15 protein-coding genes are annotated in these 13,573 nt (G+C 61.1%); 3 read left to right on the top strand and 12 right to left on the bottom strand.

Going from position 1 to position 13,573, the window contains the following annotated elements; genetic code table 11:
• Positions 1–235: 235 nt before the first annotated feature.
• The 6 genes from HYPGJ_RS12400 to HYPGJ_RS12375 form a co-directional block, all read right to left on the bottom strand.
• Positions 236–892, bottom strand: a complete 657-nt coding sequence (locus HYPGJ_RS12400; protein ID WP_244466111.1) for an energy transducer TonB — start codon at positions 890–892, stop codon at positions 236–238.
• An 83-nt stretch (positions 893–975) separates the two neighbouring features.
• Complete coding sequence (locus HYPGJ_RS12395; RefSeq protein WP_013214325.1) at positions 976–1,428, bottom strand: biopolymer transporter ExbD; 453 nt, start codon at positions 1,426–1,428, stop codon at positions 976–978.
• Positions 1,428–2,111 carry a MotA/TolQ/ExbB proton channel family protein gene (locus HYPGJ_RS12390; RefSeq protein ID WP_052750896.1) on the bottom strand — a complete coding sequence of 228 codons (684 nt, stop codon included), beginning with the start codon at positions 2,109–2,111 and terminating at the stop codon, positions 1,428–1,430. Before HYPGJ_RS12390 ends, HYPGJ_RS12395 begins: the two co-directional genes overlap by 1 nt.
• A gap of 3 nt (positions 2,112–2,114) precedes the next feature.
• Positions 2,115–2,570: a hypothetical protein gene (locus tag HYPGJ_RS12385; protein WP_052750960.1), complete on the bottom strand. Its 456-nt coding sequence runs from the start codon at positions 2,568–2,570 to the stop codon at positions 2,115–2,117.
• Between the two features lie 313 nt (positions 2,571–2,883).
• Positions 2,884–4,521 (bottom strand): tyrosine-protein kinase domain-containing protein, encoded by a 1,638-nt coding sequence (locus HYPGJ_RS12380; RefSeq protein WP_046847427.1) that lies wholly within the window; start codon positions 4,519–4,521, stop codon positions 2,884–2,886.
• A gap of 189 nt (positions 4,522–4,710) precedes the next feature.
• Complete coding sequence (locus HYPGJ_RS12375; RefSeq protein WP_046847426.1) at positions 4,711–5,085, bottom strand: hypothetical protein; 375 nt, start codon at positions 5,083–5,085, stop codon at positions 4,711–4,713.
• 197 nt (positions 5,086–5,282) lie between these two features.
• Between HYPGJ_RS12375 and HYPGJ_RS12370 the strand changes: the two genes are divergently transcribed.
• Complete coding sequence (locus HYPGJ_RS12370) at positions 5,283–6,251, top strand: D-glycerate dehydrogenase (RefSeq protein ID WP_046847425.1); 969 nt, start codon at positions 5,283–5,285, stop codon at positions 6,249–6,251.
• A gap of 159 nt (positions 6,252–6,410) precedes the next feature.
• On the opposite strand, the gene HYPGJ_RS12365 is transcribed toward HYPGJ_RS12370, so the two are convergent.
• Positions 6,411–7,754, bottom strand: coding sequence for an amidase (locus HYPGJ_RS12365; protein WP_046847424.1), 1,344 nt, complete (start codon positions 7,752–7,754; stop codon positions 6,411–6,413).
• A 247-nt stretch (positions 7,755–8,001) separates the two neighbouring features.
• Here HYPGJ_RS12365 and HYPGJ_RS12360 point away from each other — a divergent pair, with 247 nt between their 5' ends.
• Positions 8,002–9,204, top strand: coding sequence for an aminotransferase class V-fold PLP-dependent enzyme (locus tag HYPGJ_RS12360; protein WP_046847423.1), 1,203 nt, complete (start codon positions 8,002–8,004; stop codon positions 9,202–9,204).
• A 41-nt stretch (positions 9,205–9,245) separates the two neighbouring features.
• Here the strand turns inward: HYPGJ_RS12360 and HYPGJ_RS12355 are convergent, their stop codons facing one another.
• The 3 genes from HYPGJ_RS12355 to HYPGJ_RS12345 all read right to left on the bottom strand — a co-directional run bounded on the left by HYPGJ_RS12355 (position 9,246) and on the right by HYPGJ_RS12345 (position 10,909).
• A complete protein-coding gene (locus HYPGJ_RS12355) occupies positions 9,246–9,572 on the bottom strand; it encodes a DUF2853 family protein (RefSeq protein WP_046847422.1) in 327 nt (108 codons plus the stop codon).
• 116 nt (positions 9,573–9,688) lie between these two features.
• Positions 9,689–10,078 (bottom strand): thioredoxin fold domain-containing protein, encoded by a 390-nt coding sequence (locus HYPGJ_RS12350; protein ID WP_046847421.1) that lies wholly within the window; start codon positions 10,076–10,078, stop codon positions 9,689–9,691.
• 171 nt (positions 10,079–10,249) lie between these two features.
• Positions 10,250–10,909 (bottom strand): DUF1007 family protein, encoded by a 660-nt coding sequence (locus tag HYPGJ_RS12345; RefSeq protein WP_052750895.1) that lies wholly within the window; start codon positions 10,907–10,909, stop codon positions 10,250–10,252.
• Between the two features lie 189 nt (positions 10,910–11,098).
• Between HYPGJ_RS12345 and HYPGJ_RS12340 the strand changes: the two genes are divergently transcribed.
• A complete protein-coding gene (locus HYPGJ_RS12340) occupies positions 11,099–12,079 on the top strand; it encodes a zinc ABC transporter substrate-binding protein (protein ID WP_046847420.1) in 981 nt (326 codons plus the stop codon).
• Positions 12,080–12,098: 19 nt separating this feature from the next.
• On the opposite strand, the gene phoB is transcribed toward HYPGJ_RS12340, so the two are convergent.
• Together phoB and phoU are read right to left on the bottom strand one after the other, a co-directional pair.
• A complete protein-coding gene (gene phoB, locus HYPGJ_RS12335) occupies positions 12,099–12,803 on the bottom strand; it encodes a phosphate regulon transcriptional regulator PhoB (RefSeq protein WP_046847419.1) in 705 nt (234 codons plus the stop codon).
• A gap of 24 nt (positions 12,804–12,827) precedes the next feature.
• Entirely contained in the window at positions 12,828–13,541 is a 714-nt protein-coding gene (gene phoU, locus HYPGJ_RS12330) for a phosphate signaling complex protein PhoU (RefSeq protein WP_046847418.1), read from the bottom strand.
• Positions 13,542–13,573 lie beyond the last annotated feature (32 nt).

Raw genomic sequence — 13,573 nt, 5'->3', positions numbered from 1 at the left:
CGAGTTCGTTTTCGGGTTTCCTGCGGAGCCGAAATGCATGGTACAGCCTGACGCGGTGCTGATAACAGCATTCAATCTATGGTCGGGTGCCTAATCCAAGGTTAAGGAGCGGCGCGGTGGCACCATAAGAACGGCCCCTGAGCGGTGACGTTTCACGCCAGCGCAGGCAAACGGCAATCGAAGTGAATAAAGAGTTTATTAAGCGCAATACTTTGTAAATGATTGTGCGCGGCCGTCAGCGCATGACGAATTTGAACGGCTGCGTAAACGCCAGCGGCTTGACGCTGACCTGCGGAGGGATCGGCGGGAACGGCGCGGCCCGGTCGAGCGCCGCGTTCGCAGCGTCGTCGAGGATCTTTGAACCTGAGCTCTTGGCGATTTCCTTCGACAGCAGCTTGCCATCAACATCGATCGTGTAGCGCATGATGACGGTGCCTGCGACCGAAGACCTGGGGTTCACCTTGGCGCGCTGAACGTGGTCGTTGATCTGGCCGAGGTAGAGGCCGAGCATCTTGGCGTTACCGCCCGACTGCGCTTCGCCCGAGCTTTGCTGCGTGACGACAGCGACCTGCTCCGGCTGCGACTGCGCCTGAATGGCCTCAGGCGGGGGCGGTTCCTCGATCGGCGGCGGTTCTTCGGTTTTGACGACCTCCGTCACGACCGAGCTTTCCTCGGAGGCGATGACGTCGCGAAGCTCGTCGGGTTTGACTTGCTCCGGCGGCGGTGGCGGAGCTGCCTGCACCGGCACGATTTCGGCGGTCTCAACCGTCTCCATCGCGTCGCCGAGCTTGGAAATGCCTTCTTCGGCGATACCCTGCTCGACGAGGACGATGTCGGTGCCGCTGCCCATGTCGAGGGCTTCAGAATTCGTTTCCCGAAACGCAGGAAGCATGGCGTAACCGATTGATCCGTGAATTATCACGGACACCACAATCGCGATCAATCGTAGCCAAGACATTTTGGCGGCTCGTGGTTTTAGTTCATTTCCGATTTCGCCGAAGGCGAGGGCTGCGACAGGAGCGAGACACGGGAGAAGCCCGATTCCCCGACCTTGCCCAGCAGCTCCATGACCTCCCCATATGCAATTTTCCTGTCAGCGCGAACATAGACAACGCCGTCGCCCTCACTGGCTTTGATGTCCATCAGCCGCGACACTAGCGTCTGCGCGGTGACCTCTTCGTCGCGGATGTAGAGCTTGCCGTCGGTCGACAGGGAAACGACCATCGGCTTCTTGATCGCGCCGAGCTTCGTGGCCGACGTCTTCGGCAGCTCGAGCGGTACGCCCTGCACCATCAGAGGGGCCGCGACCATAAAAATGATCAGCAGCACCAACATTACGTCGACGAACGGCGTGACGTTGATTTCGGCAAGCGGCTTGTAGCCGTTGTCGTCGTCGCCGGACGAACCGCTTCCGACTGCCATTCCCATCAGTTCGCACCCTCTACGCCGCTACGCGACAGCGAGCGCGCCAGACCGACGATGGCGGGTGCGGCGCGATCGGCTGCACGACCGAGCGCAACCGTGATCTGGTTATAAAAGATGACGGCCGGAATTGCGGCGGCGAGGCCGACCGCCGTTGCAAATAGCGCTTCGGCGATGCCGGGTGCGACGACCGCGAGACTGGTGTCCTTCGACTGCGCGATTGCCGTAAACGAATTCATGATGCCCCAGACGGTGCCGAACAATCCGATGAACGGTGCCGCCGAGCCGAGGGTCGCAAGAAACGGCAAGCCCTGTTCGATGCCTTTCAGCTGGCGCTTCGTGGCGCTGCGCATCGCGATTTCAAGTCGATCGCGGACTTCGCCCGTCGAGCCGTCGTGCGCGCCTTCCGTCCATTCGGTGCGAGCGGCATCGATGATGGCGCGGATCAGGCCGGATGATTTCGCGGCGGGAAGCGTTCCCGTCTGACCGCTTTTTTCCAGCTGCTTGATCTCGCGATTGACGAGCCAGACGCGGATCAGCTTTTCGAACGTCATCGCCCAGCACACCACCGACGCCGAAAGGAGACCGATGATGATGCATTTAACGACGATGTCGGCATGCTGGAACAGTCCGAGTATCGTCAGATCACGGCCGGCAATTTCTTCTGCCAATAAGTACAAGACGGTCACCGCTTACTTTGAAAGTTCAACTTTTGTGAGTGTCGACGTGGTCAGATTCTGAAGGCAGTGTTCGACCGGTCCTGACTCGGATTTGCATTCAAGAACGTCATTGATCAACAGCGATCCGATCCTGTCGCAGGCGATCGAGTCGATATCGAACAGCTTGACCGACTTCTTTTTCGTGCGGAGCGGTCCGAGCTCCAGCGAGAAGCGTTTGCCGATGACGCCGTCGGCCTGGAAGAGCACCAGATCGACCTTGAAGGACTGATACGACGTGGGCGTCGCATTGTTGACGACGAGATAGGCGCGGCAGCCCTTTTCCACGGGTTCGAGCTTGTTCAATTCGATCTTTACAGATTCTGCAGCGGGCTCGGTCGCTTGCGGTTCAGCGACGGCAAACGATGCGCCGGCCGCCGTCGATGCCAGGATTGCGCATGGTAATAGGACACGCTTCAGATTTCTGATCACGGTCAAACTTTCTGTTCCGAAAATGAGCATGGTTGCCAAAAAGCGTGTAGCGATTTTGGCGGTCGGTTGCCAGTATCATTTGCATAACTATTCGCTCTGTGATGTCGCAATCAGAGGCTTGATACTGCTTGTTTTAGAACGATTTTTAGAAAGGTCGCGGGAGCCTGGTCAGCGCCGTCCGCTGCTGCGTCGCATCGAGAAAAATTCCCGATGCAATAAGTCCGGTTTCCTAGTGGCTGCGCCACATGCGCCTTATCTGCAACTTAGAATTCGAACGGATTTTGCGCGATTTTCTCCTGCACGCGCAGCGGCGTCAGGCGGCATGCGCCTTGAAAATGCGGCGCGGCGCAACCGCCTTCATCTCTGCGAGAACCTCGTAAAGGCTCATGATCGCCGTATCTTCCCGCGCGGCTATATCGGTCAAGGCGGCGCCTACGATCTTCGCCTGACAGCCGGCAATCTTGCTTAAGGCCTGCCTTGCGACACGCTTGGGCGTCTTCTGCCAGGCGGTCACGAACACGATGTCGTCGGCCAGATCGGCAAGGATGCGGGCGTCGTCCGCTTTCAGCAGCGGCGGCGCTGCCATGACGATGGTGACGAAGTCCTTGCGTAGCGCGGCGATCGCATCCGCGAACGCTTTCGACCTCAATATGTCGCGCACCGGGATCGGGATCGGCGAGGGTCCGCAGGCCGGGAGAAAATGCAGCCCCGTCGCGCAATCGCGGAGTATGGCGCCTGCGACCAGCTTGCGGCCTGCCATACGGTCCAGAAACCCTGATGCGCTGTTACCGGCAAGCTGCTGGGTCAACGTCGCGGTGCGGAAGTCGGCATCGATCAGCAGCGGGGTATGTCCGGCTACGGCATACTGATGGGCGATGTTGGAGGCGAGGCATTCGGCGCCCTCTCCGGAAAGCGCCGAGACAACGAGCGTCAGGCGCGATGGCGAGCCGCTGCGCCGCTTTTCGAGCTCGCGGCAGGTTTCGCGCACAGCTTCGGCATAGGCCCCCTCTGGTTCAGCGAGGACGAAACGGCAGGCGCGTGACGACGTGGCGTCGCGAGCTTCGATCATGGGCAGCGCGGTCATTCGGGGGCAGGCGAACGCGGATCTGACGCGCGAAGCTCGTGTCGATGTTCTGATCTCCAGCAACAGGGCAAGGCCGGCAGCGGCAAGGGCCGCGACTGCAAACGCGATCGCGGCGGTGCGTGCAGGCCGCGCTGCCGTTGCCTCGCGCGGAGGCACGGCAGCGGTCACGATGCTCGGGCCCGGAACTTCGGAATTCTGGGCGTATTGCGCAAGAAAAGACGCGAAAACGCGCTCGGACTGACTGACGATACCGTCTCCGTCCAAGTCGTCTTTCAGTCTTTGGCCCAGCATCGTAGCGGCGGTTTCGGCGGATGATTTCGTCGCCGACCATTCTTTCAGATACGACGCCGCGACCGCGTTGGCGATGCGGGCGGACTTGGTGGGATCGCCCGATGACATGCGGATGCCGACGAGCAGCGTATTGCGCATTCGCGAGACCGACAGTCGGCTCGCGAGGGCCGCCTCGATATCCTGGGTGGGCGAGGAGCCGAGCGTTCGCGACAGCCATGATGACGGACCGCGCGGCGTGAATTCGGGATCGTTGTCGAGATGCAGCACATCGATGGCGGTGCGAAGAACCGGCGCGGACGTGACTGCGCTGACCTCGGCGTCGATGGTTTCCTGTTTCAGTTCGTGACCGGTTGTGTCCGGTGTCGCCGGTTTTGATTTCTGTCGCGGATCGATCTGGATGACGGCCGTCGCGTCGTAACGAACCGGCAGCGTCATCGCGACGGCGGCAGCGCAGAGTGCGACGACGATTGGAAAGGCCGCGACGGCTTTCGCGCGTTTGTAGATGGCGACGCGCATCAACGCGGCGATCGCCTCGTCGCCGTCTTGCCGTTCGATTTGCCGGTGCTGTTGATCCATAGGTTTGCAGCGCCGATCCGGCGCGATCGCGCCATTCGAAAGGCGCTGGCTCCTAGCCCGAGCGACACGCCTCTGTGATTCGCGCTCTGATTGTCGCGGGCAAAAGTGAACAGGGCGTTTGTGATGATTAACGCGCCGTTAACGAATTCGTTCGCTTGGGCGGCGCGCGCTCGCACGCATTAGGGGGCTTTAGGGGGACAGCGTCGCGACGCCGGCCTGGAGGTCATAGGCGCAGTGGGCGTTCGAATCTCTGGTTCCGGTCAGGACGAGGTGCGGGTTGCGGAAGCGCTGCTGCCAGAGCGGGTTCTCGGTATCCCAGAGAGCGACGTTGACGTCGGATGCGCCGAGGGTGATCTCGGCCGCCGAGGCGACGCTCCAAAGGTCCGCAACCGTGCGCGCCGACGCGACGGGGACCGTCTTCGCCGTCTGTTTGCGGCAAACCTCGATGGCGCGATCGCGGTAGGCCTCGACCAGGGCTTCGCCGACGACAGAGCGATACATGCGATCCTGCGTCCAGACTTTCAGGCTGGCGAGCAGCACCAGAATGATGACAACAAAGCGCATGATCCGAACCGGGCTGAAACGTGGGCCTCTAGGGGGCTCTTTAGCCGGATAGATTGCGGCAAACGTGATGAAGAAATGGTTGCGTATCGAGCGTTCGCGGCGCACTCCGAGCGTCCGACGGACTTGTCAGGCCCGCTCCGGTCGGGCACAAGCGGGATCATGCGACTAAAGTTCGAATGCCGGAGACCCTTCCCCAGATGTCCAAAAAGAAAATCCTGATTACCTGGCCTCTTCCCGAAGCAGCCATGGAGCGTGCGCGCGCCACTTACGACGTCATCGCGCACGGCGACAATCCGCAGATCACCATCGACGAACTGTTGGAGACGGCGAAGTCGGTCGACGCGCTGTTGATCACGCTGAACGAGAAGTGCCGCAAGGACGTCATCGACAGGATCCCGGACAACATCAAGTGCATCTCGACGTATTCGATCGGCTTCGATCATATCGATCTCGAAGCGTGCAAGGCGCGCGGCATCAAGGTCGGCAACGCCCCGCACGGCGTCACGGTCGCAACGGCTGAAATCGCGATGCTGCTTCTGCTCGGCTCGGCGCGCCGTGCGTCCGAAGGCGAGAAAATGATCCGCACGCGGTCGTGGCCGGGCTGGCAGCCGCTGCAGCTCGTTGGCCAGCGTCTCGACGGCAAGACGCTCGGCATCTACGGCTTCGGTAAGATCGGCCAGGCACTGGCGCAGCGCGCGCGCGGCTTCGACATGAACATTCATTACTTCGATATCTACCGCGCGAAGCCCGAGGTCGAAGCGAAGTATAACGCGACGTACCACGACAGCTTGGACAGCCTGCTGAAAGTCTCGCAGTTCTTCTCGATCAACGCGCCGTCGACGCCCGAGACGCGTTACTTCTTCAACAAGGAAACGATCGAAAAGCTGCCGCAGGGCGCAATCGTCGTGAACACGGCGCGTGGCGATCTCGTGAAAGACGACGATATGATCGCGGCGCTGAAGTCCGGTCGTCTCGGATATGCCGGTCTCGACGTTTTCGCGGGCGAGCCGAAGATCAACGAAGGCTATTACGATCTGCCGAACACGTTCCTGTTCCCGCATTTGGGATCGGCCGCGATCGAAGCGCGCAATCAGATGGGCTTCGAAGCGCTCGACAACATCGACGCGTTTTTCGCGGGCAAGGACATGCCGTTCAAGCTGGCCTGATCGCTTCGCATTCGAGCTTCTGCAATGGCCGGGCATGTCCCGGCCATTTTTGTTTTTGGCTCGGAGCCAGTCACGGTGTTGCCGTGGATGGCCGCCTGCGCGGGCATGACGTTGGGAAAGGCTGAAGCGGCGAGGCCGTGATGGCCTCGTCGCAGCAGGTCAGGCGGTGCGCGCGTGCGCCGTCATCATCCAGTCGGCGACGCGGAGGAGATGGGCATCGTTGCCGCGAGCGCCGACGAGTTGAACGCCGACAGGTAGGCCGTCGACTTCGAGCAGCGGCAGCGAGATGCACGGCATGCCGAGGTACGTCCACAGCGCATTGAACATCGGGCTTCCTGTGCCGCTCAAGCCGACCAGCGCGGGGCCCGTGGCGGCGGGCGTCAGGATCGCATCGTAATCGGCGATCGCGGGCTTCAGGATTTCATACAGGCTGTCCTGATCGGCGCGGGCGGCGGCGTAATCGGCGGATGAGAACGTGCGGCCCTCGGCGATGATTTCTTTCAGTTTGCCGGACATGCGATCCGGATTGGCGTCGGCGATTGGGCCGTAGTTGCGTGCGATGTCGTAGAACTGCACGATCTGCGGCAGGCGAAGAATGCCTTCGAATTCCGGCGGCAGAATCGTTTCGACGATCTCGGCGCGGGCTCCGAAGCTGCCGGCGAAGTCTTCGAACGCGGCGCGCGTTGCGGGTTCGGCCTGCGGCCATGCCGGCGTTTTGATGAAGGCAAATCTCGGAACGCGTGGGCCGGGTTCGGCGAGGGCGGCAACGAGCGACGGTTTCTCGCCGGGCTGCATGTCGGTGTCGCCCGCATCGAACGCGCTCATGGCGTCGAACAGAAGCGCGATGTCTTCGATCGAGCGTGCGTAGCCGCCGATCGTATCAAGGGGCGCCGATTGCGCGAGCACGCCCGTGCGCGAGGTGTATCCGAACGTCGGTTTGAAGCCGATCACACCGCAATAGGATGCCGGGCGGATCGTCGAGCCAGCGGTCTGCGTTCCGAGCGCGAGCGGCACTTGGCCATCGGCGACGGCAGCAGCCGAGCCCGACGACGATCCGCCGGGTGTTCGCCCCGGATCGTGCGGGTTACGTGTTTTGCCCGGCCCGAAGAACGCAAGCTCGGTCGTGACCGTTTTGCCGAGAACGATTGCGCCCGCCGCTTTCAGCTGCGTCACGAGGACAGCATCCGTATCGGGCTGACGTCCGGCAAAGACTTCGGAGCCGTACTCGGTCGGAAAGTCCTTGGTGTCGATGACGTCCTTGACGCCGACGGGAATGCCGGACAACGGCGGCAGAGATGCACCGGAGGCGCGCAGCTTGTCGCTCGCGCGTGCGGCTTCGAGCGCCTGCTGAGCATTGACCGTCGTCCAGGCGCCGACCGCAGCGTCGCGGTCCGATATTCGCGCAAGGCAAGACGAAACAAGAGCTTCGGAGGTCAGCTGACCTGAATCGAGCAGCCGTTTCGCCTCGCTCGCCGTACGGGCTGCAAAAAGTGTATGGTTCATGTGCACCGCTTCCCCACAAACCGGTAGACGCCAGGTCGCCGTTTGATGCGCCAGGGCTCGAAAAGTTGCAAGGTAGCGGCCGGCTTCTTGCCTTGTGCGTGAGAGGAAGCGTTTTTTCGCGGCTTATAGCCAGCCGAGACAAAAAGCGCCGTGCCAGGGGCCAGTTGGGCATTTCTGCCAATTGTATCCGGCAGACGGGCGTACTAGGACACCCAACAACGCATTCCCACTTTTTTTGAGGACGACAATGACGAGAGAGCCTCGCAGCCCCGGCAGACATTTCTTGCAGATTCCTGGACCGACGCCCGTTCCGGAACGGGTTTTGGCGGCCATGTCGCGTCAGATGCTCGATCATCGCGGTCTTGAGTTTCAGCAGCTCGGCCGCCGTGTGCTCTCGGGCATCAAAAGCCTTTTCAAGACGCAGAGCCACGTCATCATCTATCCGTCGTCCGGCACCGGCGCATGGGAAGCGGCGCTGACCAATACGCTGTCGCCCGGCGACAAGGTGTTGATGTGCGAGACGGGTCAGTTCGCCGTGCTGTGGGCAGCGATGGCTGCGCGGCTCGGACTCGAAACGGAAGTCATTCCGACCGACTGGCGCATCGGCGCCGACGCGAACCTGATCGAAAAGGCGCTCAAGGCGGACAAGGGTCACAAGATCAAGGCCGTCTGCGTCGTGCATAACGAAACGTCGACGGGCTGCCTGACGCGGGTCGATGAAGTGCGCAAGGCGCTCGACGCCCTGCAGCATCCCGCGCTGCTGATGACGGACAGCATCTCCGGTCTCGTATGCGCCGATCTCCGGCACGACGAATGGGGAATCGACGTTACGGTTTCGGGTTCGCAGAAGGGCATGATGCTGCCGCCGGGCCTGTCGTTCACCGCCATCAGCGCCAAGGCGCTCGAGGCGTCGAAAAAGGCCGGGCTTCGCACCTCGTATTTCTCGTGGAGCGATATGCTGGCGAACAATTCGAACGGCTTCTTCCCGTACACTCCGGCGACCGGCCTGCTCTATGGCCTCGCCGAAGCGATCGACATGATCCACGAGGAAGGGCTCGAGAACGTGTTCGTACGGCACGAGCGTCTTGCGGAAGCGACGCGCCGGGCGGTTGCCGCCTGGGGCTTCGAAACGCAGTGCCGCGAGGCCAAGTACTATTCGCCTGCGGTGACCACCGTGATCATGCCGGAAGGGCATAACGCCGACGCCTACCGCAAAATCGTGCTCGACAATTTCAACATGTCGCTCGGCACCGGCCTCAACAGGCTTGCGGGCAAGGCGTTCCGCATCGGCCATCTCGGCGACACCAACGAGCTGACGGTTCTCGGTGCGTTGACGGGCGTCGAAATGGGCTTCGAGTTGGCGGGCGTGCCCTACAAGAAAGGCGGCGTTCAGGCGGCGATGAGCTACATCGCGGAGACGGCGGAGCAGGCCAAGGCCGTCGCGGCCTGACACTGCTCTCTTTACATTGTGCCGGTGCGCTGGGGACGTGATTACGCCCCAGCGAGGCTGGCGAGTTTGCCGGTCTTTTCGGCGATGAGATAATAGAACGTGACGCGGCTCTTGCGCGTCTCCGCCTTCATCGTCGCGCAAACGTCGGCGATGACCTTGTCGAGCTTGGCATCGTCGTCCGTCAGGCCGAGCTTCTTCTTCAGCCAGCTTTCGCGCACCGTCGCGAGTTCGTCCTTGCTCGAGCACGAGACGAGCGATGCGTCGGCGCTTTTCAGGGCGATGCCGAGGTGCTTGACGATCGCCGCAACGGCTTTCTCGTCGACGTTCGGCTGATAGCGCTTGATGTCATCGGCATAATTGACGCTCATATCGACCTTCCTTCTGACTGTTCCACCAGGGGTGCGACAGTTTAGTCAAATAGAGGAAAGATCGTGCGCTCTCAAGCACTTCGCAGCGAATTGCGGGATGCGCGCTCGGTGTAAGCTCAAGGCGCCGAGGCGATCAGATACTTGATCGAATGAAAGAAGTTCTCAGGCCCCATGTATCCTGAGATCCGCCCGACTTCATGCTGCGACTTCACAATCACGAATGTCGGGACGACATCGACGGTCGACTTCAGATCGAGACGGGCGGTTTCGATGTCGTTGACGTCGAGGAAGCGCACCGGCGCGTCCTTGCCCTGCTTGGAGGCTTCGTAGGCCGGAAGCACGTCGCGTCTGAAGAGCCTGCAGTAAATGCAGCCATCGGCTTCGACGACGACCAATTCGAAATCGACGTTCGACGGCGTGCTGGCGATGTCGAGGTCGGCGCGTGATGCTCCGAGAGGCAGGCTCATCAGGAGCGCAAAGAAAAAGCCAACGAGTAATCTGCGCATGGCGTAATCCGTTGTACGAACCGCGATGCTTCAAATTTAAATCTAATCGGGCCGGGCGACGGCAAAAATTAAAGAGCTAGTTAATCGCTGTCTCAAAATGAAACGGCAGCGATTTTCGTGGTCCGGCCATAGAGGAATAAGCGTGACGTGGCGCGCTGGTTTCCTCGGCAACTATGATTTCTTGCAGTTGAGCGCCACGGTTTTGTAGGAGCCAAATCCGATAGCGGCCCCGCCGAACTGCTGCGCGATCGCGTCGCCGAGCTTTTGCGATTGCGCGTCGGTCTTTTCAGCTTCGGGGTCGATCAGCGTCGCGCTGCATCCTGCGGGAGCGGCCGCGAGCTTCACCGCATCGGTCGCTTCCGGCTCGAAGGCGATGAAATAGGACGGATCGAAAACGGCGATCGTCAGACCCTGTGCATCGGAGAACACGGGCTTCACGAGCGACAGGTGGAAGTGAAGCTTCAAAACCTTGTTCGTGTATTCGAGACGGGCATTCTCGGGTGGTGAAAACTGCAGCGTCTCGCTGCCGAGCTTTGCGACGGTGAAATAGTTGAAGTCTTTGAGGCCATCCATGTTGACCTTCAACAGCGGCTCAAGCTCTGCCTGATCGTATTTGCCGTCGTTGTTGGTATCGAGACCTTCGAGCGCCATGACCGCGTAAGCGTCGTCGAACGACCAGATATGGTCGACGCCGGTGACCATGCCCTTATCGTATTCGACGGTCATCTCGTAAGTGATCCACATATGCGGATGAGCCGACGCCGCTGCCGGCAGTATCAGCCAGGCTGCGAGAGCGAAAAGCACGCTGATCCGTTTATTGCTTAAAATCACTCGCCGACCTCGTATCCTGCCGCAACGTGACGACGCTTCGGCGCCGCCCTTTACCGTCGCATTGCGAACGTGGCGACAATGCGACACCGGGATCAATCATCAGCCGATGGTGTGCACGTGTTTTGGCTTGTGGGCGTTTTATTCGGCTTGTTATATTATACGATGTTTATAGCATTCGACAGGGTTTCGATGGCAAAATTCAGTCCCGCGCGCGTCGGAGCCGGCTTCATACTGCTGGCAGCCGTCTTTTCCGGCGCCGGAGCGGCCGCGGAGACGCCGAAGGTCGTCGTCACCATCAAACCGATCCATGCGCTTGTCAGCGAGGTCATGGCGGGTGTCGGCGTGCCGGTGCTGCTCGTTGACGGCGCGGCGTCGCCGCACACGTTTACGCTCAGACCCTCAACGGCGCGCGCGATCAACGATGCCGATATTTTCATCCGTACGTCAGACGGACTGGAACCCTTCACGCATAAGATCGTGGAAACTCTGCCGCCGAGCGTCAACGTGGTGACGCTCGCGGACGCGCCTGGCATTACGCTGCTGGATCAACGGCGCGGCGGAACGTTCGAGCCGCACGTCCATATGCACGCGATCGACGAAGAGCACGCGGACGTCAAAGCACATGACGGTCACGATGATGAGGAGGGTGGCAAGGACGGTCATATCTGGCTCGATCCGCGCAACGCCAAGGCGATCGTGGCGAGTGTGACGCATGCGCTTTCGGCGCGTTATCCGGAGCATGCCGCCAGGCTCGCCGCCAACGCCGCGGCGCTCGATCGGCGTCTCGATGCGTTGAACCAGGACATCACGACAGAGCTCAGTCGCGCGCGGGATAAACCCTTCATCGTGTTTCACGATGCGACGCAGTACTTCGAGCATCGCTACGGGCTGAACGCCGTCGGTTCGATCACCGTCAGCCCGGACATTCCGCCAAGCGCGCGGCGTCTGACGGAAGTTCGGCGCAAGATCGTCTCGCTCGGTGCCGTCTGCGTGTTCAGCGAGCCGGACTTCCAGCCGAAGCTCATCAGCGCTGTGACGGAAGCAACAAAGGCGCGTTCGGGAACGCTCGACGCCGAAGGGCTGATGCTGACGCCTGGCCCCGATCTCTATTTCGATCTGATGCATGGGCTGGCGCGCAATATCGCGCGCTGCCTCGACGCGGAAAGCTGACGCTGCTGGCGGCGCGGCGTCAGACCGGCGCTTCGGCCTCGCGGCCGTCGAAGACGTAACCCGCGCCGCGAACCGTGCGGATCGGATCACTTTCGTTGCCGCGGATCAGCGATTTCCTCAAACGTCCGATGTGGACGTCGACCGTGCGCTCGTCGACTTCGGACGACTGGCCCCAGACGCGGTCGAGAAGCTGATTTCGCGAGAGTACCCGGCGCGGGCTCTCCATGAAGACTTCGAGCATCCGGTATTCGGTGGGGCCGAGGCGAACTTCGCGTGCGCCGCGGGTGACCTTGTGGGCGCCGCGATCCATGACGATTTCGCCGGAGACGAGGATGTCGCTCATGCGCTCGGGAGCGGCACGGCGAAGAAGCGCCTTGATCCGCGCCATCAGCTCCTGAACCGAGAAAGGCTTGGTGACATAGTCGTCGGCGCCGGTCGTCAGTCCGCGCACACGGTCGGCTTCCTCGCCGCGCGCCGTCAGTAGGATGATCGGCAGGTTCTGCGTCTCGGTGCGATTGCGAAGTCTCCGGCACAACTCGATGCCGGAGATTTTCGGAATCATCCAATCGAGAATCGCGAGGTCGTAGCTCTGTTCCGCCAAGAGCAGTTCGGCTTCCTCGCCGTCGGCTGCGTGCACGACGTCGTAGCCTTCGGATTGGAGATTGTACTTCAGAAGCTCAACGAGCGGTGCTTCGTCTTCGACGACGATGATCTTGGCGGCCATGATATTACGCCTTGGTTCCTTCGATTATTCGCGAGGCGTGATCAGGGTCGACGACGTGCGGTCGCCCTTCGGACGGTCATCGGCGATCGGAACGCCGTGGACGAGGTAATGAATGTTCTCGGCAATGTTGGTGGTGTGATCGCCGATGCGCTCGATGTTCTTGGCGCCGAACAGGAAATGCGTGCACAGGCCGATGTTGCGCGGATCTTCCATCATGTAGGTCAGAAGCTCGCGGAACAGCGAATTATACATCGCGTCGACCTGCTCATCGCTCAGCCAGACCTTCATCGCCTTATCGGCATCGAGGGTGGCGAGCGCGTCGAGAACGTCGCGCAGCTGAGCCTGCACCATTTCCGTCATGTGGCGCATGCCGGTCATCAACGGCTTCGGATAGGCTTCGGAAGCAACGGCCAGCGCGCGCTTGGCGATATTCTTGGCGAGGTCGCCGATGCGCTCGAGGTCGCCCGCGATCTTGAGGACCGTCATGATGTGGCGAAGATCGTTCGCGAGCGGCTGGCGGCGGGCGATCATCAGGATGACCTGCTCCTGCACCTCGCGCTCGAGCTGGTCGAGCATCGCGTCACTCGAAACAGCCGTTTCGGCGAGGTTCGGGTCGCGGCGTTCGAGGGCGTCCATCGCCTGGACGAGAAGCTTTTCTGCGTAGCCGCCCATCTGGGCGATGCGGCGGTCGAGCAGCTTCAGTTCGTCTTCGTATGACTTGACGGTGTGTTCGTTCATCTAAGTCGGTCCTAAAATTCGTTGGCCTCTGG

This window comes from Hyphomicrobium sp. GJ21, assembly GCF_001006785.1.
Taxonomy (GTDB): Bacteria; Pseudomonadota; Alphaproteobacteria; order Rhizobiales; family Hyphomicrobiaceae; genus Hyphomicrobium_B.
Note: the sequence above shows the minus strand (reverse complement) of the source record. Positions and strands in the feature narration are given on the sequence as shown.